Annotated in this window: 18 protein-coding genes; all 18 read right to left on the reverse strand. The window is 27.2% G+C overall.

The annotated features are described in order from the left end of the window. Nucleotides 1-607: hypothetical protein (locus tag ACRC28_RS16815; RefSeq protein ID WP_438544601.1), on the reverse strand; the 607-nt coding region annotated here is incomplete at its 3' end. 6 nt (nt 608-613) lie between these two features. Beyond that, nucleotides 614-1,600, reverse strand: coding sequence for a glycosyltransferase family 2 protein (locus ACRC28_RS16820; protein ID WP_438544602.1), 987 nt, complete (start codon nt 1,598-1,600; stop codon nt 614-616). 38 nt (nt 1,601-1,638) lie between these two features. Further along, nucleotides 1,639-2,730, reverse strand: coding sequence for a glycosyltransferase family 4 protein (locus ACRC28_RS16825; RefSeq protein WP_438544603.1), 1,092 nt, complete (start codon nt 2,728-2,730; stop codon nt 1,639-1,641). A 34-nt stretch (nt 2,731-2,764) separates the two neighbouring features. Continuing rightward, nucleotides 2,765-3,811, reverse strand: a complete 1,047-nt coding sequence (locus ACRC28_RS16830) for a mannose-1-phosphate guanylyltransferase (RefSeq protein WP_438544604.1) — start codon at nt 3,809-3,811, stop codon at nt 2,765-2,767. A gap of 5 nt (nt 3,812-3,816) precedes the next feature. Continuing rightward, nucleotides 3,817-4,599, reverse strand: a complete 783-nt coding sequence (locus tag ACRC28_RS16835; protein WP_438544605.1) for a glycosyltransferase family 2 protein — start codon at nt 4,597-4,599, stop codon at nt 3,817-3,819. Then, the gene (locus ACRC28_RS16840) at nt 4,600-5,256 is read right to left on the reverse strand and encodes a sugar transferase (RefSeq protein WP_438544606.1); all 657 of its coding nucleotides are present in this window, start codon (nt 5,254-5,256) and stop codon (nt 4,600-4,602) included. Between the two features lie 32 nt (nt 5,257-5,288). After that, nucleotides 5,289-6,077 carry a tyrosine-protein phosphatase gene (locus tag ACRC28_RS16845; RefSeq protein WP_438544607.1) on the reverse strand — a complete coding sequence of 263 codons (789 nt, stop codon included), beginning with the start codon at nt 6,075-6,077 and terminating at the stop codon, nt 5,289-5,291. 13 nt (nt 6,078-6,090) lie between these two features. Then, on the reverse strand, nt 6,091-6,750 hold the full coding sequence (locus ACRC28_RS16850) for a CpsD/CapB family tyrosine-protein kinase (RefSeq protein ID WP_438544608.1): 660 nt from the start codon (nt 6,748-6,750) through the stop codon (nt 6,091-6,093). A 13-nt stretch (nt 6,751-6,763) separates the two neighbouring features. Continuing rightward, on the reverse strand, nt 6,764-7,534 hold the full coding sequence (locus ACRC28_RS16855) for a YveK family protein (RefSeq protein WP_438544609.1): 771 nt from the start codon (nt 7,532-7,534) through the stop codon (nt 6,764-6,766). A 250-nt stretch (nt 7,535-7,784) separates the two neighbouring features. Then, nucleotides 7,785-10,415: an ABC transporter permease subunit gene (locus tag ACRC28_RS16860; RefSeq protein WP_438544610.1), complete on the reverse strand. Its 2,631-nt coding sequence runs from the start codon at nt 10,413-10,415 to the stop codon at nt 7,785-7,787. 8 nt (nt 10,416-10,423) lie between these two features. After that, nucleotides 10,424-11,374, reverse strand: a complete 951-nt coding sequence (locus tag ACRC28_RS16865; RefSeq protein ID WP_438544611.1) for an ABC transporter ATP-binding protein — start codon at nt 11,372-11,374, stop codon at nt 10,424-10,426. 2 nt (nt 11,375-11,376) lie between these two features. Continuing rightward, nucleotides 11,377-12,381, reverse strand: a complete 1,005-nt coding sequence (locus ACRC28_RS16870) for an extracellular solute-binding protein (RefSeq protein ID WP_438544612.1) — start codon at nt 12,379-12,381, stop codon at nt 11,377-11,379. 14 nt (nt 12,382-12,395) lie between these two features. Next, nucleotides 12,396-13,082, reverse strand: a complete 687-nt coding sequence (locus ACRC28_RS16875) for a sugar phosphate nucleotidyltransferase (RefSeq protein WP_438544613.1) — start codon at nt 13,080-13,082, stop codon at nt 12,396-12,398. 103 nt (nt 13,083-13,185) lie between these two features. Beyond that, complete coding sequence (locus tag ACRC28_RS16880; protein ID WP_438544614.1) at nt 13,186-14,133, reverse strand: DMT family transporter; 948 nt, start codon at nt 14,131-14,133, stop codon at nt 13,186-13,188. A 14-nt stretch (nt 14,134-14,147) separates the two neighbouring features. Further along, nucleotides 14,148-15,983 (reverse strand): phosphotransferase, encoded by a 1,836-nt coding sequence (locus ACRC28_RS16885; RefSeq protein WP_438544615.1) that lies wholly within the window; start codon nt 15,981-15,983, stop codon nt 14,148-14,150. Nucleotides 15,984-16,224: 241 nt separating this feature from the next. Beyond that, nucleotides 16,225-17,853, reverse strand: a complete 1,629-nt coding sequence (locus ACRC28_RS16890) for a hypothetical protein (protein WP_438544616.1) — start codon at nt 17,851-17,853, stop codon at nt 16,225-16,227. 145 nt (nt 17,854-17,998) lie between these two features. Beyond that, nucleotides 17,999-19,813 carry an O-antigen ligase family protein gene (locus tag ACRC28_RS16895; protein ID WP_438544617.1) on the reverse strand — a complete coding sequence of 605 codons (1,815 nt, stop codon included), beginning with the start codon at nt 19,811-19,813 and terminating at the stop codon, nt 17,999-18,001. After that, nucleotides 19,806-21,911, reverse strand: a complete 2,106-nt coding sequence (locus ACRC28_RS16900; protein WP_438544618.1) for an N-acetylmuramoyl-L-alanine amidase family protein — start codon at nt 21,909-21,911, stop codon at nt 19,806-19,808. The genes ACRC28_RS16895 and ACRC28_RS16900 overlap by 8 nt, the downstream gene beginning before the upstream one ends. Nucleotides 21,912-21,952: the final 41 nt, after the last annotated feature.

Raw genomic sequence — 21,952 nt, forward strand, 5'->3', positions numbered from 1 at the left:
CAGATGAAGATCTGATATTTATTGACATATATATTGATCCAATTATTGTTAATAAACCACTTATATCACATTTTTTATTTTTATATTTCCGTGAATATATAACTGTTATTACTATGCAAATTATACAAAATGATATTAATTGATTCCCTGGTCTCTGAAAATATATTTTTTCATATATAGTTCCATATCCATATGGACTTTTCAATATTTCAATTAAATTTATTAAAAATAATGTTCCTAAAATATTTTTAAATCCTAATAAAAAACCTCTTAAATTTCTTTTAATTAACAATTCACTACTAAATATAAATCCATACAATACATATATTTCTGAGACTACATTCCCTATGTCACCTTTATTTATTATTGTTGTGAATAGTCTTACGAAATAATAAAAACTTATTGCTACTACAAATTTAGATATATTTTTATTTTTTATATACATAATCATTGAACCTATAAAAATCACTCTTAGTCCATATATATATATATTATTTAAAATTTCTATATCATTATATGTAACATAATATGGCTTAAAGTAGAATATCATTATTATCATTGTATATAAAGAGATTTTATTTATTTTAATTATTCTATCATTATTCATTTTAAATTATCCTATTTTATTAATTATTTTTATCATTCTTTCAATTCCAATAATATTTCCTAAATTAAACACTATTCTATGTTTTAATTTATTCGACTTATCTAATATATATTTATTTTTTTGCAACTTTGCAATTATCTCTTTTTTTTCTTTTCTAGATGCTAACTTAAAAAGTCTAATTGTTGTATAAAAAGTTTTGCTTAGCCGTCTTAAAACTAACTCGCTAATCACTTTGTTAACACCCATCTCGTTCTCCATCTCCCTTTTTAAATCAATAATAATATTCATAATATCCATAAGAGATCTAATTCCCCTATTATTCATAATTGAACCATCTCTATTGACTCTATAACAATACCACGCTATATTGACATATTTAAAACTTTTCATTTTCAATAATATCTTTGTCGTAAAATCTATATCCTCATGTAAGAAACCTTTCTTAAAAAGTATTTTATTTTCCTCTAAAAAATTTTTTTTTACTATATACCTCCATGCTGGCCATAAACTAGTTGTTTTCTCAAAAATTTTTTTTAATATTTCATCTGTTACCACACACTCACTACAATTTTCTAGTAAGCTATTCTCTCCATTTATCTTTATAAACTCATCATTTACAATTTCTTTATATGGGCTCATAATTACGTCTACCTTTGACTCTTTTATATGATCAATAACAGTTTTTAATATCATATCATCTACAAAATCATCACTATCTAAAAACATTAAATACTCACCACAGGCATTAATAATCCCAAAATTTCTAGCATCCGATAATCCACCATTTACCTTATTTATTAATTTTATTCTTGTATCTAATCTCTCATACGTCTCACAAATTTCTTTACTTCTATCTGTAGATCCATCATTTACTAATAATATTTCTATATTTCTTTCTTTATACTCTATAATGCTCTCAATACACTTTTGTAAATAAGATTCGACATTATATATCGGTACTATTATGCTTACTAATATCTTCTCTTGTTCCATTCTCTTTATCCTCCTTACTTATTTTATTTCTGTTTTAATCACAAATTTCTATATAACTCTTGTGTTTTCATTCCAATTTCCTTCCAATTATATTCTTTTCTTATATGCTCCCACAACTTACAATTTTCCTTTATTTCACAAATTTCTTCTTTATTTATCTGATTTAATATTTTTTGAATATTCTCTTTTGTATTTTTTTCTATTATCCATCCCACTTTACCATACTCAAAAAAATCAGTTAACCCACCTACATCCGTAACTACAATTGGCTTATTCATACTCAATGAACTCATCATCACACCACTCTGAGAAATTTCTTTATATGGTAAAATTAAAATATCTGCTAATTCCATATAGTCTTGAAATTCTTCATCTGATAAAAATCTAAAATCCAACTTTACATTCTCAAAATTTTTTAACCTCTCTACTTTTTTTATTTTTTTAGCATAATTCCCTGCTACTATTAACTCATATTTTTTATCTAACTCTTCATTCCATGCCTCTGCTAAAATATCTATTCCCTTGTTTTCTCTGATATGACCTATAAATACCAATCTAATTTTATTGCTTTTCTTAATTTCATTTCTTCTTTTTACATATTCTTCTTCTAACATTCCATGTCTAATTATTTCAATTTTATTTTTTTCCAAATTGAATTTTTGCATTATTTCTTTTTTAGTTCTTTCAGTATGCACAATTACTTTATCTACAATTCGATATATTTTAGAATAAATCTTCTTATACTTATCTCTTGTATCATGTGGTAACACATTATGTGCTGTGTATACAATCTTTAATTTTGTGAATTTTTTTATGTATTGTAAAAATTGATAATCTACATACGGATTTTTAAACCATTGAAAATGAATAACTGAATACTCATCCTTATATTTTTTTATATACCTCTTCATATATCTAATAGATTTTATATAACTAATATTTTTACTAATAAACGTTTTATTGCTATAGTTAAATATTTTCTCTATTTCTTCCTTTTCTTCTAATTTTCCTTCATATAAATTATTTAAAAAAATTTTTTTCTTTTCATTTATATTTTCTAGCAAATTATCATCATATATTTGCAAATTGTTATATGACATTGGATCAACAAAAATAATGCCTCTATTCATTCTACTCTCAACTCCATTAATAAAAATTATCTACCTATAAGACTTTTTGTATTTCTCTTAAATTTTCCATATAATCCTTGTGAACTATAAATAATACATCATCTGTCTCTATCGTCATTATATTATCAACACCAACCATAACAACTTTTTTTTCATAGTTAATCACCATATTACTATTACTTTTTATTGCTTTTGAATTAAAACTTAATATGTTGTTGAATTCATCTTTTTCTTTATATCTTTCTACTGCTTTCCATGTTCCTATATCATCCCAACCAATATTACTTTGAATAACTTTTATATTCTCTGATTTTTCTAGTATTGCATAATCTATTGATATAGCATTAGTATCTTTATACTGTGTATTTATAAGCTCTTGAAGTTTTTCTTCATCAACTTCTTCTATTCCTTTTAATGCTTCATAAGTATTTGGAATATATTTTTTTATTTCATCTACTATATATTTATTTTTCCACATAAACATTCCACCATTCCAAAGATAAGAACCATTCTCTAAATATTCCTGTGCCTTTTCTTCATTTGGTTTTTCTACAAATTTTTGAACCTTTATGATATTCTTCTCTTCAATTATTTCATATTCACTTCCACATTTTATATATCCATATCCAGTTTCTGCTCTTGTTGGAGTCATTCCTAGTGTTATAGTATTTTTATCATTTTTTTCTAAATACTTAAATCCAGTACTCACTATTTTTCTAAACTCTTCTTCATCATTTATTAAATGGTCTGATGGTAGTACTGCTATTACTGAATCCTTATAATACCTTTCTATTACAAGGGCAGACAATGCAATACACGGCGCTGTATTTCTTCCTTCTGGTTCAACTATTATATTTCTTTCTGGAAGATTTGGAAGTTGCTCTTTTACTAAATCCTTATACATTTCTCCAGTAGATATAAAAATTCTTTCTATTGGAATTATAGGTAGTATTCTATCTACAGTCATTTGTATCATCGTTTTCTTACCTACAAGATTTAAAAATTGCTTTGGTTTTTCTTCAGTCGAAAGCGGCCAAAATCTCGTACCTTTTCCTCCAGCCATTATTAATCCACATAACATACTTTCTACCTCTCTCTTTTTTTTATAAATCTTTTTAAAATTGCATTATTTACATAACATATAAAATAATATATGCACTTAATTAAGTGTAATTTTTCTAAGTTCCTATAAGTATTCCAAGTTCTCTTAAGTGCTTTTATCTTATTACTTGAAATTGATCCAGTTACTATCCTATATTCTGATAAATTTTCATCTAACCCATAGGCTATATGGCCTTGCCTAAGAATACTTAACCACGTAGCTGTATCTTGTCCTGCTCTAACTAATGGCATTCTAAAGTCCCCTATTTTTTCTCTATCAATTACTACCGTTAAACATCCTATAATAGTATTTTTTAATAGCTTTTTATATGTTATTTCTTCAGGTACTTTTATTAATTTATCTAGCTTCTTTCCGTCTTCATTAATTAATTCATATCCTGTAAATGAAAAACCTATATTTTTTTCCCTCATAAAATCAAGTTGCTTTCTTAATTTATTTTTTTTCCAAATATCATCACTATCTAAAAACGCTACATGCTGTCCATCTGCAATTTCTAACGCTTTATTTCTTGTAACTGCTGCACCTGAATTTTTTTCTAATTTAATGAATTTTACTCTTTTATCTTGCTCACTAAATCTCCTGACAACTTTTTCAGTTGAATCTGTTGAACAATCATCTACAATTATCATTTCTAAATTTTCATAATCTTGATTTAAAACAGATTTTATTGTTTCTTCTATAAATCTTTCAGCGTTATAACTTGGTGTAATAACTGAAATTTTACCTCTTATAAATTCTCTTTTCATTTATCTTGCCCCATCCCCTGAAATTACTGTATATATGGTTTTTGCAACTATGGCAACATCTGTCTTTACACTTCTATTTTCTACGTAGTATAAATCCATATCTAGCTTTTCTTTTGGTGTAACATCATATCCACCATTTACTTGTGCATATCCTGTTATCCCCGGCTTTATCTTTAACCTATCTCTAAATTGTGGAATCGTTTTTTCAAACTCTTGATAAAACACCTCTCTTTCAGGTCTTGGTCCTATTAGACTCATTTCCCCTTTTATTACATTTACTAATTGTGGTAATTCATCGATTCTTGTTTTTCTAATTATTTTCCCTACCCATGTTACTCTAGTATCATTTGCTTTTGCCCACTGTGCTCCATTTTTTTCAGCATCTATAACCATTGACCTAACTTTGTACATTTTAAATTCTTGATTATTTAACCCCACTCTTTTTTGGACATATATTGGATTTTTAAAATCCTGTAAATATACTAAAATACAAGCGCCTCCTAATATTGGTAATGCAACTACTAATAATATTAAACAGAATATCAAATCTAATATTCTTTTTATTCTGTCATATATTGTTATGTTTATAAAATCTATTTTTTTTTCTCTTTTAGTATTAACCACTTCATTTTCTATCTCAATATTAAATTCTTCCACATTAAATTCCCCCTAGTACCATTAAATCCTCTCTATCTCTTAAAAAAAGAAAAAATCCCCTTCTTTTTCTTTCTTCTCTTATGCTCTATAAGACTTCCATGAAACTCTACCTTTTTATTTTCTAAAAGCTTTGTTCCATTCTCTTCAAATACATCTTCTATCTCTTCATCTATTTCTTTTGCTATATCTATTGCTTTTTTTATTCCTGGTTTTCTATTTTTTACATCATGTGTATCTGATCCTATAAAACTGTATACTTTGTTTTTTAATAGTACTTCAGCACATTTTTTTGCTTCTGTTCCATGTCTTCCTTCTATACTTCCAGCATTTAATTGAAAAAGACATCCTTCTTCTATAAATCTATTTATTTTTCTTTTGCTTTCTTGAAGGTATTTATATCTTTCTGGATGTGCAATTACAGGAATTATTCCCTTTATCTTAAGCTCATAAATGGTTTCATAGATTTCTTCTTCATCTGTAAGTTCTTTCATGTTAAGCTCTATTAACATATATCTTCCATCGTTTATAGTTCCTATATTTTCTTCTTCTAAGTCTTCTAAAAGTCTTGTACTATAGTAAACTTCTTGTCCATAATGAATGTTTATATCTAGATCTTTTTCTTTTACTAGCTTTTGTAGCTCCCTAGCCATGCTTCTTACATTATTAAACTTTTCTTCGCCATAGCCTATACAATAATGTGGTGTTGCTACAATATCTGTTGTTTCTTTATTTATTGCAATATTTAGCATTTCAAATGTTTCTTCTATACTTTTCGAGCCATCATCTATTTTAGGAAGTATATGTGAATGTATATCTATCATCTATATTCTCCCTTTATCCATAATAGTAATAATATTTATCTTTACTTTGCTCTAGCCCATTTAAAACAGTTCCTATTATCTTTGCATTTACCTTCTCTAATGTAACTTTTGCTGCTATTACACTTTCTTTTTTTGTTTTTCCAGCTCTTACTACAAGTACCACACCACTTACCTTTGTTGAAAGTATCTGTGCATCTGTTACTGCATGTAGCGGTGGACTATCTAAAATCACATAATCATATTCTTTATCTAAAAGCTCTAAAAGATCTGTCATTGCTCTTGAACTTAGCATTTCTGATGGATTTGGTGGTATTTTTCCTGCTGTTATAATATCTAAGTTGTTGTTATAACTTTTCGTGTATTTGGCTAAATCTTCTCTTTTAACTGTTTTATTTATAATTGCCTCACTTAAACCTTTCATATTTGAAACTCCAAATTTCTTATGAACTGTTGGTTTTCTTAAATCACAGTCTACAATTACAACTTTCTTTTCTTCCTGTGCAAAGGAAAGAGCTATATTTCCTGATGTTGTACTTTTTCCTTCTCCTGGCTCTGAGCTTGTAACTAAAATTCTTTTTACATCTTCATCAAAGGATGAATATTTAATATTTGTTCTTAAAGTTCTATAGCTTTCCGCTGGTATAGACTTTGGACTTTTATCTACTATAAACATATTCTCTTCCCCCTTATACAGTTTTCTCTTTTATTTTTTTTCTTTCTGTTCTTGTAACCGTAGGCTTACTCTCATGATAATGGTTTTTTATTTCATCCATATCATATTCAGGTATAGCCCCAAGTACAGGTATATCTAAAACTTTTTCTAAGTCTTCTTTGCTTTTAAATGTATTATCTAAGAATTCTCTTAAAAGAACTATTCCAACTCCAACCATAACTCCTAAAACTAATGCTATAAGCATGTTCATTTTCTTGTTTGGACTTACAGGCTTTTCTGGGAATTTAGCTTCTTCTATAATTTTTACATTTCCATTCTTTATTAAATCCTTTGATGTATTTATAAATTCTTTTGTTACTGCTTTTACAACACTAACAGCTCTCGCTTTATCAGTATCCTTATAAGAAATTTCTAAAATTTGAGTATCATTTCTTGGTGTAACAAGGAGATTAGCTAAGATACCTTTAGCATCCATCTTTTCTGTTAAATCTATGTTACTTTTTTTAGCTGCTTTACTTATTAAATCTTCTGTCTTAATAATTTCAGCATATGTAGTTAACAATTTTTGATACATTTGAATTTCACTACTGTTATATCCTGTATTATCTTTACTTTCTTCTTTACCAATAAAAAGCTTAACCTTAGCTTCATACTTTGGCTTAATTATAAAAAAGCTAAATATCCCTGCTAGTCCTACACAGATAGCAACAGATATTAAAATAATCTTATACTGCTTTTTTAAGACATCAAAAATCTCACTAATATTTATATTTTCTTCATTCATTCTCTAAAACCCACCCTCGTCATTCATTTACCTTATATATATTAACATAAAATTAATATAATATTAATATTTTCTTAAATTTGTTTACATTTTTTTATTAATTTTCCATTTTATTTCTATGTAATCCTATTCTTTTTCAACTTTTTCTATCTTTTTTTATCTATTTATCAATTATATTTCAAAAAAGTATCGATTCTAATTAAACCTTCCTCTTTTTTAAGGTCTTCATTTTTCACCGATACTTTTATCATTATTTTTTCTTATTTAATTTTTTTGTTACCAAAATATCATATTGTTGTTTATTATCTACTTCTCCCCACTCTATTCCTTCTATTTTACATACTGGAACTTTAAAGTCTCTTGCAACATCTAATAATATATACTCATAATTTAATAATGGATTCATGTTTTCCTTATATTCTCTTATTATTAATTCAAATAATTTTGTTGATACCTTACTTACTCCTATAAATTCGCCATCTACTCGATTAAATTGATGAATATCTTTTCCCATTTTAAATAAATATCCATCTTTTATTTGAACATATCCTTCATCTCCTGAATCCGTTAACTCTGTTGTTATTATACAATCTCTTGTTTGAATTTTTTGAATTTTTTCTATCAATGCTTTATCATAGACTAAATCTCCTTCTACTAAAATAAAGTCTTCTTCTATCTTTGTATTTAGAAGTGCTAATGAGTCCATACTTCCTGTACCTTCATAAGTTCTACTTTCTATTATCTCTATTCCCCTATATTTTTGTACTAAATTAATGATGCTATCTTTTCCATATCCAACTACCACACTAATTTCTTCAATTCCACAACTCAATAAATTTTCTATTGACTGCTCTATAATTGTTTTTTCTCCAACCTTTAGTGCTGCTACTGGAATATCAAAATCCTTTTTATTCCCTGCTGCTAATATTACTGCTTTTTTAGTTTTTTCATTAGAAAGTTTTGTTATTCTTATTTTTTCTTCCTTTATAACTCCAAGGCTTTCTCTTAATAGCTCAAACCCTTTATCTGTTATTTCATATTTATAAGAACGTCCCTTTTCTTTCTTAGTTACTAACTTTCTTTCTATACATTCTTTTATTATAGAGTTTGTTTTTCCTAAAGATATTTCTGCTAGCTTTGATATTTTTCTTTGTGATAAGTCTTCTTTTTCATTTATTACCTGAAGAACTTTATTTAATTCAATTTTTCTCATATCTTTGTCCCTTTTTACTTTATTACTATAGAAAATAACAGTATATTTAACTATAAGATTTGTTATAAATATCATTATAGCTATGGCAGCTGTTTGTGCTATTAGACCTTCATCATATGCTGATACCATTTCTACTGCCCATATTTTTGTTTTTGTTGTATATAAAAATACTAAAGCTGATATTGTCATCATTGAGTTTACAAAATAATATATAAAACTTTCAATTATTGCTGGTTTTATAAGCTCTAATATTACATTATCAAAAACATTGTACCAAGGTATTCCCATAGTTTCTGCTACATTTTCATATTCACTATCAATTTTTTTCATGCTACTTTTTATTGTTATATATGGCATACTAAAGAAATGAATGATATTTGCAAATATCATTATTATAAACGTTCCATATATAAATTTTAATGGATTGCTAGCATCATTAAAAAATAAAAGATATGATAATCCTATTACAAGTCCTGGCACCGCAAGTGGTAGCATTGAAAACCAATCTATAAATTTTCTTAGCTTTTCAAAGCCCACACCTCTTTGTGTTACATATGCTGCAAGTATAACTAAAATTGTTCCAAGTACTGCTGAAATTCCTGATACAAATACAGTATTTAAAAACATTGTAATTGGAGATATTCCTACTGAATTCATGGTAAACCATTTAAATGTAAAGTTAAGTTTATATGGCCATTGCTCTGTAAAAGCTGCAAGTCCAATTGCTAAAAATATTAAAATAATAAATCCAGTAATTAAATATATTATACTTCCACAAAGTACATCTCTTTTTCTATCTTCATCTACCCTAAATTCTTTTGCATTTGAATCCATAGAATTTACATCTTTACTATACTTTCTATCAACTATAAATGATATTACTGATGGTAATACAAGTAATATACCTACAGTTGCACCTATTGTTATATTAGATTGTCCTATAACTTGCTTATATATATCTGTTGATAATAAATTATAATTTCCACCTAGCACCTTTGGTATTCCAAAATCTGAAAATACCATTGTAAATGCTGAAAAGAATCCACTTATTATAGTGTACTTAACACTTGGTAATGTTATTGTTTTAAATACTCTAAATTTACTTGTTCCAAACATTTCAGCGGCTTCATATAATCTAAAATCACACATTTTAAATGCTATTGCAAACATCATATATATAGCCGGGAATACATAAAGACATTCTGCTATAACAATCCCCCATTTCCCATATAAGGGAAAACTAAATGCCATCCATGGAATATTTCCAAAAAATCCTGTTGTTAATAGTCCATTTTCTCCAAGCAAATATATTAACGCTATTGCATGTGTCATTGTTGGAATTAATAATGGCATCATTGCTATAAAATGAACCCAATTTTTAAACTTTATATTGCTTCTTTCTATTCCATATGCAAATACAAATGCTACAACTACACAAATAATTGCTACAACTGTAGATACCCAAATACTATTGCTTATGGATTGACTAAGGGCTGGAGTTTTAAAATATTCAATAAAATTATTTATTCCAACAAACTTTCCATCTAAATAAAAAGCTTTTGAAAACATAGTTACTATAGGAAATACTAACACTACTACAAAAAATATTATTAAACTATAAATTAAAACTCTTCTACTTTCTTTTGATTTATCTATTCTTTCTAACATAAAATCTCCTAACCAATCTTACAGAAGATTTCACTATTATTTTTCAAATCCATTTCTTCTTTAGCAGAAGACAGTACATCTACAGCTATCTCTGCCTTCGCATCTGTTTCTACAATCAACCTATAAAATGGTCCTCTATATTCCATTTCTTTAATTACACATTTTTTATAATCTTCTTTTTCTTTATTAGAAATAAATACATCCTCAGGTCTAAATGTTCTTTTTTCTACCCCTTCATCTATCACATTAATTTTCCCAATAAAATCTGCTACAAATTCATTTGATGGATTTTTATAAATTTCTTCAGGACATCCAACCTGCATTATATTTGCATTGTTCATTACTACAATTTTATCTGACATTGTTAAAGCTTCTTCTTGATCATGTGTAACCATAATAGTTGTAACACCAAGTTCTTTTTGAAGCTTTTTAATTTCACGTCTTAAACTTTCTCGGACCTTTGCATCTAATGCACTTAAAGGCTCATCTAAAAGTAGAATATTCGGCTCCAAAATAACAGCTCTAGCTAATGCAACTCTTTGTTGTTGTCCCCCTGATAGTTGTTTAGGATATTTATCTTTAATATGCAATAAATCAACCTTTATTAAAATTTCTTTTACCTTTTCTTCAATTTCATTTTTAGGAATTTTTCTATTAACTAGTCCATATGCAATGTTTTCAAATACAGTCATGTTCGGAAATAGAACATAGTTTTGAAAAACAATTCCTATATTTCTTTTTGAAGGTGAAAGACCTGAAATATTCTTTCCATCAACAAAAATTTTCCCTATATTTTCTTTTTCAAGTCCGCTTACAATTCTTAACAGAGTCGTTTTTCCGCATCCACTTGGACCTAAAAGTGATACGAATTCACCTTTTTTAATTTCTAAATTTATTTTATTAAGAACTTTATTCTTTCCAAAATATTTTTCAATTCCCTCAATCCTTATATATCCCATAATTAATCCCTCTCACTATATCTTTTAGTCCATTCATCGCAAATATTCTTTTTTTCTTCTGCTGCCCAATATAAATTATTTTCACTTAGCATATTTTTATAATCTTTTGGCACCTCTGGCGAAACATTACCATCAGTTGTTATTGTTCTTGTCTTTAAGTATATATTCATAACTTCTTCTGACATTGCCCACTCATAAAAGATTTTTGCCTCTTCTTTCATATTACTTTTTTTCACTAGTGCTATAGCTTCAACTTCCCAAGGTACTCCTTCTTTTGGATAAATAGTCTTCAATTGTTCTACATCTTTCTCCATTTTTAAACTAGTTTTATCAAAACTTAATGCTATAGCTTGTTCACCTATAGCTGTACTTTTAGTTGGTGCACTTCCTGATGGTGTATAATATTTAATATTTTTATCTAAGCTATCAATAAACTCCCATGGCTTATTCCAATTTTGAATCCACGAATTTACCATTAGATATCCTGTTCCAGATGCTATTGGATCTGGCATAACAATTTCTTTTTTATAGATATCTTTTGTTATATCCTCATATCCTGTTGGCATAGGTAAATTTTTCTTTTCAAGTTCCTCTGTATTTACAGTTATAACCCCTGTCCAAAGGCTTGTTCCTACCCATTTAGGCATTTCTGATTTTGTATCATAAAATCTTCTATCAATTCGATGTAATTCTTTTGGTTTATAGGATTCTAAAACCCCTTCTTTATCTAAATCAATTAAACTACTTGCAGGTACATTCCATATTACATCACATTGTGGATTTCCTTTTTCTAATAGTAGTTTAGATGTTATATTTCCTGTAGATCCTCTTACGATATTTAACTTTATATCTGGATATTTTTTTTCAAAATCCTTTAGTGTTTCTTGCATTTCACTTGTATCTTGAGCTGTATAGACACTTATTTCTTTTTTTTCTGGTTTTGAAGTATATATAGATATTCCCATAAGACCTATACAAATACCTATTATCATTATTATCTTTTTCATATTCTTACCTATTCTTAAACCATTAATAGGCTATTTACCTTTTCTAAATCATTTATACTATCAATTTCAAATATATCTCCATCATTTAACAATTTTACATGTAAATCTAAAAATTCTAAGTTTTCTTTTACTATATTATCCCAATACAATTCTTGAAAATCACCATATTGAATAACTTCATCTATCTTTTTGCTTAATAATTCACCATCTTTTTTACTCCAATATGATACTCCTCTTAAAATAATATCTTCAGTAGATGAACCTATGATTATCTCTTTCACTTTCTTATTTTCATCAAATCTTAGCATCCATTCATTTTCAAAGTTTTTTTCAACAACTCCACAATACATTGATTTTTCTATATTCTTATCTAATATATTTTTTGCCATATAAATATCTGATTCTAGCACATATGCATCACTTAAATATTCTCTTACCAAATACATTGTATATATATTGTTATATATATCATACTTTTCATTGTGAATAAGCTTAACATTATACCTCTCTACCAAATATTCAAATTGCTCTTTTAAATATCCTGTTACTATTATTATCTCGTCAATTCCACTTTCTTTTAAATAGATTATTTCTCTTTCAACCATAGGCATACCCATAACTTCTACTAATCCTTTTGGTTTGTTATCAGTTAATGGTCTAAGCCTTGTCCCCATACCTGCTGCTAATATAATTGCTCTCATTTTCTCACTCTTCCTTTATTTATTCGTTAACTTTTTGTTCATTTTTAGAACATATTTAACGTACCACATTTTCCACTTTTTTTCAATTTAATTCTACACATTTTTACTCTCTTGCTATAAGAAATGAACCTAACATTACTATACTTCCTATTAATATTGTTTTTATAGATAATGCACTGCCTATAAATATAGTTTCTAAAAGAATTGCCCAAGCCACATATGTTATATTAAGTCCCATTGCTTTTGTTGGTCCAATTTGACTTATTGCTCCATAATAACAAAGATATGATGCTGTTCCAAATATAGATGTTATCGCGACTAAAATCATTATGTTACTTCCTGCAACCGCAAAACTTGCTCCTATTCCTTTAAATAACGGAACTATTAAAAATCCATATATTATTGCTGAGGTGCATTGTCTAAAGAATAATGCTAATTCTGATGTTATCTCATCATCTTTCATTCCAATTGCACATACCACAGCTTCACTTCCCCATCCAAAGACACATAGTAATACAAATACTATTCCTATTCCGCTTTCTATTCCCGTTAATTCTGTTGCTCCTAAAAGAACTATTCCTGATATACTTAAAATTAATCCTATCCAGCCTGATTTATTCATCTTATCTTTCAAAATAATTTTTGCCATTATAGCTCCAACTGCTGGATAAAGTGATGATAGTATTGCTGTATATGATGGCCCTAAATATTTTATAGATAATAAATATCCTGCCATTCCAATAGGCCCTCCTAAAGCACCTCCTATAATTACATATTTTAAACTTTTAGTTTTGAAACATTTTTTAATATTCCCTAATTGCTTTCTTATCCCTAGATATCCTATCATCCAAATACTTGATAATAAATCATGCAAAAATGCACTTATAAACGGTGCTATCATAATTATATTTTCAAACCTTAGTCCTTCTATTTGTGCAATTAACAATCCTACTAATACTGTGTCTGCTCCCCATAAGACTGCAGATGATATTCCATTTATAACCCCTTTGTTTGTTCCTAGTAATTTCTTTTTTGATAAATTAGCTTCCATTTTTAATACCCCATTTATATTATATTTTTTAATTTTTCTAAATTAGCTAATCCTCTTTTGTATCTATCTATTCCATATGTTCCAAAGTTTTCTCCTTCATGCTCTTTTATTATTGTCCATAAAGACCATAATATATCTTGAAGAATCTTATTCATTAAAAATCTATTTCTTGAAAAATCATCTACTTTTGAATTTAGATAATAGTTAAGCAATAATTCATCATCCTTCTCACTAAATTCAGCTTCTAGAGAATGTGCTGCAACATCCCACATATTATCATTTAATCCGCTATATTCCCAATCTATTAAATACATCTTCCCTTTTTTATCTTTTATAAAGTTATCTGGAAGAGTATCATTATGACTTGGCACTTTATTAAGTCCATTTTTTCTCATATACTCTGCTATCTTTAATACATCTTTTCTTATATTCTCATATCCCTCATAATATCTACCCTCAATCTCTGATATTATGCCTTCATATTTCTTTATTTCATTAAATGGATTGAATTCATTTTCCATTTCTACTTTAGAAGTGTGTAACTTTTTAAGAATACTCGTTACAAGCTTTATATTTTCTTCCTTTTTTGCACTTCTTCCAGTTAATGTTTCAGCTCCCTCTATACATTTTGCGATTTTAATTCCTGTCTCTTCATTTATATATAAAATTTTTGCATCAATCTCTTTATCTTTTATAAGGTTACAATTTCTTATTTCACTTTTTCTGTTTATCATTTTTTCTGTACCTATACCTGGCATTCTTAAAATTACAACTTCATCATTAAAGCTTACCTTATAATTCTTATTTGTCATTCCACCAATTCGTACTACATCACTAACTATACATTCATCTAAATCTAAGCATTCACGTAATAAATTACCTATATAATCTTTTTTAAACTTAATTTCTTTTCTTCTTATTTTAGGATAAATATAATTTTTTAACTTCTCATACTGCTCTCTATTATCCACTTCCCCCCAAGCTAAATCATCAATTTTTATACAATTAACAATATAATTTCTTGAAACATCTAAAAGCATATATTCATAATTTAAATATGGATTTATATTTTCTCTATATTCACTTATCATCATCTTGAAAAGTTTGTTAGACACCTTACTTATTCCAATCATTTCTCCGTCAACTTTATTAAATTGATGAATATCCTTTCCAAGTTTGAAAAGGCAATTATCTTTTATCTGAACAAATCCCTCATCCCCTGATCCACTCTCATTAGTTATTAAAATGCAATCTCTATAATTTGAAACTAACATTTCTCTAAATGCTACTGATTCAATTAGTATGTCTCCTTCAATCAACAAAAAATCTTCATTTATATAATCTTTTATTAAACTTAATGACTCCATATTACCTGTCCACTTAAATTTCTCATTTTTTATAAACGTTACTCCAGACTCATCTTTAAATTCATCTATTATTTCATCACCTTTAAATCCGATAATGATATAAAACTTTTTAATACCTTCCTCTTTAAGTAAGTCAATATTTCTCTTTAATATCGATTTACCTTCAATCTTTAAGTTTGTTACTGGTACATCAAATTCTTTATTTTCCCCTGCTGCTAATATAACGGCCGTATCTACCATATATTTTTCTTCATCATTATTTAATTTTATTTTCTCTAATCTTAGTTTTTCCATCTCGTTTCTTAAAAACTCAAACCCTTCTTCTGTTATTTCATATCCTTTTTCTAATTTAACTAAATATTTATCTTGTACACCCATCTTAATCAAATCATTAACTTTTCCCAAAGATATATTCATTTGTATCGCTATATCTCTTTGAGTTAAATCTCCTTTTTGATTAATTACAAATAACAACTTAACCATTTATTAACACCTCGTTATTTTTTTGTTCATATTTTGAACAGTAAAATTATACCATATCATTTATATTCTATACAACTTATTTTTTATATTTTTCTCTCAAATACGCTTCTGCTATTCCCCTCTCTTTTTCAACAATTCTTAATGAATTATTTTCTATATCATTGTTTTACTTTTGAATTTTAGCTAAAAAAAGAGTCATAATTTATTTAATAAACTATAACTCCTCATCTATACTTTCTTTTTATGCAATTTTTACAGCTATACCACTATATCCAATTTTCCAACCATCTATTTCTACATTAGTTGCCATTTTTCCACTGTTATATAAATAATACCAATTATTATCTATATAATTCCATCCTTTTGCCATTTCTCCACTAGCCCCTAAATAATAATATGCATCATCTATCCATTGCCAGCCCTTCTGCATTTCTCCTCCATTATTTAAGTAATACCATTTCCCATTTAAATTTAACCAACCTGTTTGCATCAATCCACCATCATTCAAATAGTACCATTTTCCATTTAAATTTAACCAGCCAGTTTGCATTTCTCCACTATTATTTAAATAGTACCATCTTCCATTTAAATTTAACCAGCTTGTCTGCATTTCTCCTCCATTATTTAAGTAGTACCATTTTCCATTTAAATTTAACCAGCCAGTTTGCATTTCTCCACTATTATTTAAGTAGTACCATTTTCCATTTAAATTCAACCAACCTGTCTGCATTTCTCCACTATTATTTAAATAATACCATCTTCCATTTAAATTTAACCATCCAGTTTGCATTTGTCCATTATTATTTAAATAGAAATATTTACCATTTATATATTTCCATCCCGTTTGTATAATTCCATTTTCATAATAATACCAAACTCCATTTAAATTTTCCCATCCCTCTGAATGAAAATCTGGATATATAAACTTTGATTTTACTTTATAATAATCCCCTAATGCTATTCTATTTTCATCATATACAAAAAATGATAAATATTCATCATCTAAAACTCTTTTAAGTTTTTTTCCTCCACTTTCATATCTATATAATTTATTTCCTTCTTTTTCCCAAATATAAGCATCTTTATCAAATTCTAAGCTATTTCTGCTTTTAACAGTTTCAACTTCCATTATATTCCCATTATTAAACTTTAATGTTTTAATCTGATTTTCTTTATCATTCCTACTTTCAATCACTATATAGTCCTTTATTGTTGAAAATTCACTAATACTATGATCTCCCATTTTTAGTTTATATTCATTTTTTTTACCACTTTTTAAATCAATGTAATTTATTTTTTCATTTTCATAATAAAAAACTACCTCATCTATAACTGTTACATCTCTTAAGTCAGGTTCTGTTTCTATCATTTTATTTTTATATATTATTCCTTCTTGAGTATCTAAATCAGATTTTTTCTCGATACTATACTCAAATATCAATTCTCCTGTATCTGTTACATTTAATAAATATACATCTACTCTGTCTTCTTTTCCTAAATGCTGTTCTTCTTTTATTTTATCTTCTAGTGCCTGTAGCTTGTCATATAAAAGTGTTCTTTCATGCTTTGCTAAATCATATATACTTACATGATCTGTTTTGTATCTTTTATGCTTATTATTAAAATATCCACTCAGTTCTCCACCCTGATTACTTAAACCATCGCCATTATTAATTACATAACTAGAACCTCTTCCCCAATATCTCAATATAAAATTATCCTCATACTGACTCGATTCCCATATATACCCATATTCTATTTTCCTACTCTGTTTTTCTTTTGCTTGTGCTGTAATTGTTACTTTTGGTAATAATGAAAATACCATTATATAAATAAGCATTATCATTATCCCTTTACTAAATTTCTTCATCTACTTCCTCCCTGTTGCTTTATTCCCTATTATTCTCGTCTTTTCTACTACATTCTTTAATATTTTCTGTAATAATCATCAAAAAATATCCAAGGATGGATATTCAGTAACTAGAATATCCATCCTTGGATTTAATTATTTTTATTTATTGATAGTTATCTATTATTTGTTTTGGTAATCCTTTTGCCTTTATATTAATTTTTCCTTTCATTAAGGCATGTTTGTTTTCTATTGCTTTTATTAATAATTCATCTCCATTTTCTTTTGCTACTTCATAAAAGTCTTTATAATAGTATGGATAATATTTGTAACTTTCAAATATCTCTTCCATTATTTTCACATACTTTTCATATGATAATTCTTTTTGTATTTGTGCTTCCTTGTGTTTTATCAAATTGTTTTCATATTTATCTCTTGCTTCTTCAATTGACTTTAAAGCTAATTTTATATCTTTTTCATTTGCACTTTCTAAGTATTTTAAATAATATGCATCTCCTAAAATATAATCATATCTAAAGTCTTTTATTATCGCTCTTTTTATTATTCCTATCCCTTTACTATATTCTTTATTCATTATTTCTTGTTTTCCCAAAACTAAAATCAATTCATTTCCTAATAATATTATCACGATAACAATTGGGATAGTCATTGCTATTTTTACTTTTTTCTCCTTATTGTCCTCAATTGTTGGTGTAGCTATTAATACTAATAATATCAATATTGTTCCGTAAGCAAAATCAAAATCCATTAGTGAATGTATTATACTCATAATAAAAATAATAAATCTATCTTTAAACTTATCCTTCTTATAAATTTTTACTCCTAAGTATATAAACATCCCTATTAGCAATACTCCACCTAAGATACCTATTTCAAATATTGTGTGTAAAATTGAATTATGTATATATCTTATATTATAATTAGCTGTTTTAAATTCTCCATTTTCATATATATAATTATTAATCCCATATCCTAATGGCTTATTTTTTATTGCACTTATACTATCTTCAAAGCTTATTATTCTCTCCTTAAAAGATCCATTGTTTATAGAAATATTTTTCACCCGTTCTATCGTATTTATGTTCCCTATAGAACTTAGGATTCCTACAACAAGTAAACTTATTACTAATATTTTTTTTTCATTCTTTTTATCTACATCTATAGAAATACTATACACAATTAAAGGAAATATAAGTATTGCTATTGCCAAGTATTTTTCTAATAATACGTATATTATTAAACCTTGTACAAAAGCTTGAATTTTATAAAGTTCTTTATCCCTTATGAAATTTATAAATCCATAAATTATTAGCAATATTAATGTTGTCCTAGACCCTGTAAATAAAATCCCCACATATAATATTATATCTATGTATGATCTATATTTTAGGCTAAGCTCCTTATTAATATATATTCCTATTAACAAAATCAATGCATACGAATTTGCGTAACCTAAATTTCCATCAATTCTAATATCCCCTATAATTCCTTGATATATAATCGCAATTATCGCTACACCTGTTATCCCACTTAAACAAACTTTCATTATCTCTTTATAATTTTTCTTATTTATTGTTGTTGAAAATATTAAATAACTTACTGGAATTAATAAGTACATTACACTTCCAACAATGCTATTTAAAGTTCTACTTATCATCATTGTATGTATAATTACATACACACTAAAGCCACCCATCATAATTATAGTTTTTTTATCAAATTTCAGATTCTTTGTTAATATTAACCCTATAAATCCTATTAAAACTAATAGCATATTACTGCTTGCATACCCCAATACTCCATATGGAATTATAAGGCTTATCAAAATATATATCTTTGCAAAAATAGCTTTATCTTGTTTGTTCTTACCCTTTATGCCTTCTCTCATTTTTCTATCCTTTTCACTATTTAATATTAAAGAAAGGAATGAAACATCATTCCTTTCTTCTTTTTTATGCAACTTTTATTGCTATACCATTATGTCCAATTTCCCAACCATCTATTTGAGTATTTGTTGCCATTTTACCATTATCATATAAATAATACCAATTATTATCTATATAATTCCATCCTTTTGACATTTCTCCACCTGGTGCTAAGTAATAATATGCATCATCTATCCACTGCCATCCTGTTCTCATAGCACCATCACTACCTAAATAGTAGTATGCATTATCTATCCATTGCCATTCTGTCCTCATAGCTCCACTCTGTCCTAAATAATAGTATGCATTATTTATCCACTGCCATCCTGTTCTCATGGCTCCATTGCTACCTAAATAATAATATTCACCATTTATATTTTCCCACTCTGTAGACATTTTACCATCAACCCCTAAATAATAGTATGCCTCTTCTATCCATTGCCATTCTTTTTGTAATTCCCCATTTGGTGCATAATAATAATATCCTGCTTCCCAATAATCTACCTCATTCCAATTCCACCCTGTAACCATAATACCATTTTCATTTAAAAAATATTCCTTATGATCTAAGTATAATTTTCCTGTTTCCATAGCCCCATCATATTCATTTAAATAATAATATTCCCCACTTAAATTTAACCAACCTTTAACAACTTCTCCATTTTCCTTGCAGTATCTATATTCTTCGTACCACTCATCATATTTCCAACCATTACTTTGCATTACTCCTGATTCTCTATCAAAAAAATACCCTATTTCACCAACATCAGTATACCCTGTAGCCATTATCCCTTCATATTCTTTATCTAAATAATAATAATATCCATTCAAATATAGCCAACCTACTTGCAATTCTCCACTTTCAGTACAATATCTATATCTGGCTTGCTTATCATCATATGTCCACCCATTATTTTGCATTCTGCCTGATGATCTATCAAAGAAATATCTGACACCATTAACTTCCTTATATCCCTCTGCCATTCTCCCATTATGATCTAGGTAATACCAACTGCCATTTAAATTTAACCACCCTGTTTGCATCGTTCCATCTTGATTTAAATAATAATATGATCCGTCTATAAATTTCCATCCTGTTTGCATCACACCATTTTCATAGTAATAATAATATCCATTTATAGATTTCCATTCCCCTTTATCTATATCTTCATATAGAACCTTCATATATCTTTTACTAGCATTTTCTACTACTATTCTATTTTCATCATAAACAAAAACTCTTTCATATTCTTTTTCTAATTTTTTCTTAATAACCTTACTTCCATTTTCATATTTGAATACCTCTTTATCTTTTACACCCCAAACCTCTCCATTTTTATCTACCGTTAAATAAGTACCACTAAATTGATCTAATTTTACTATTTTATTATTTTCAAATTTATATCTAAAAATTTCAGTATTATAGGAATTTTGGATGACTATCTTATTTCCTAATAAATCAATTGTTACATCATTTCCATAAAATTCTGTTTCAAATATATCTACTCTTTGCTTAACCCCATCGCTATCAATAACTTCTAAATACCATAGTTCTGTTTCTTCTGTTTCTTCTACTTTTGTTGAAATAAATTTATCACCTATACTTATAAAATCATATCCCATATCATTTTCATATATTATACCATCTTTGTAAGCTCCTCTCTTTTCTTCTCCTGTTTCATAATTATTAGCATGAAATCCAAAACTTCTTTTCCCATCATTTATTTCACTAATATATACCCATATATCATCATATCCTGGATACATCTCATTTAATTTAGTTTCTACTTTATCTATTTCATCATCTACATTACTAATTGAAAAATCCTTTAAGTCCATAATATTTCCTTCTTCTATTAAATATCTTGAATGCAATTGTATTTGATGAAAATTATTTTTTTCTTTTGAAAATTCTTTTCCCCACTTTTTAACCGTTCTCCATTCTTCCATTGGTGAATCATATGTCATTATAAAGTTATCTTCATATTGTGACAAATAATATACGTATCCATTTTCTATATTTTTATTTTTCTTTTGTCTGTTCCCTGCTGCAGTTGCTAGTTCATTTGGTATTAATGTAATTGCACATATATACACTAATACAACCGCTACTATTCTTGTTAATTTTTTCATTTTCTCTCCCCCTATTTTTTATATCCTTTTACATAATATAC

The organism is Clostridium sp., from assembly GCF_051650885.1.
In the GTDB taxonomy this organism is placed as follows: domain Bacteria; phylum Bacillota; class Clostridia; order Clostridiales; family Clostridiaceae; genus Clostridium.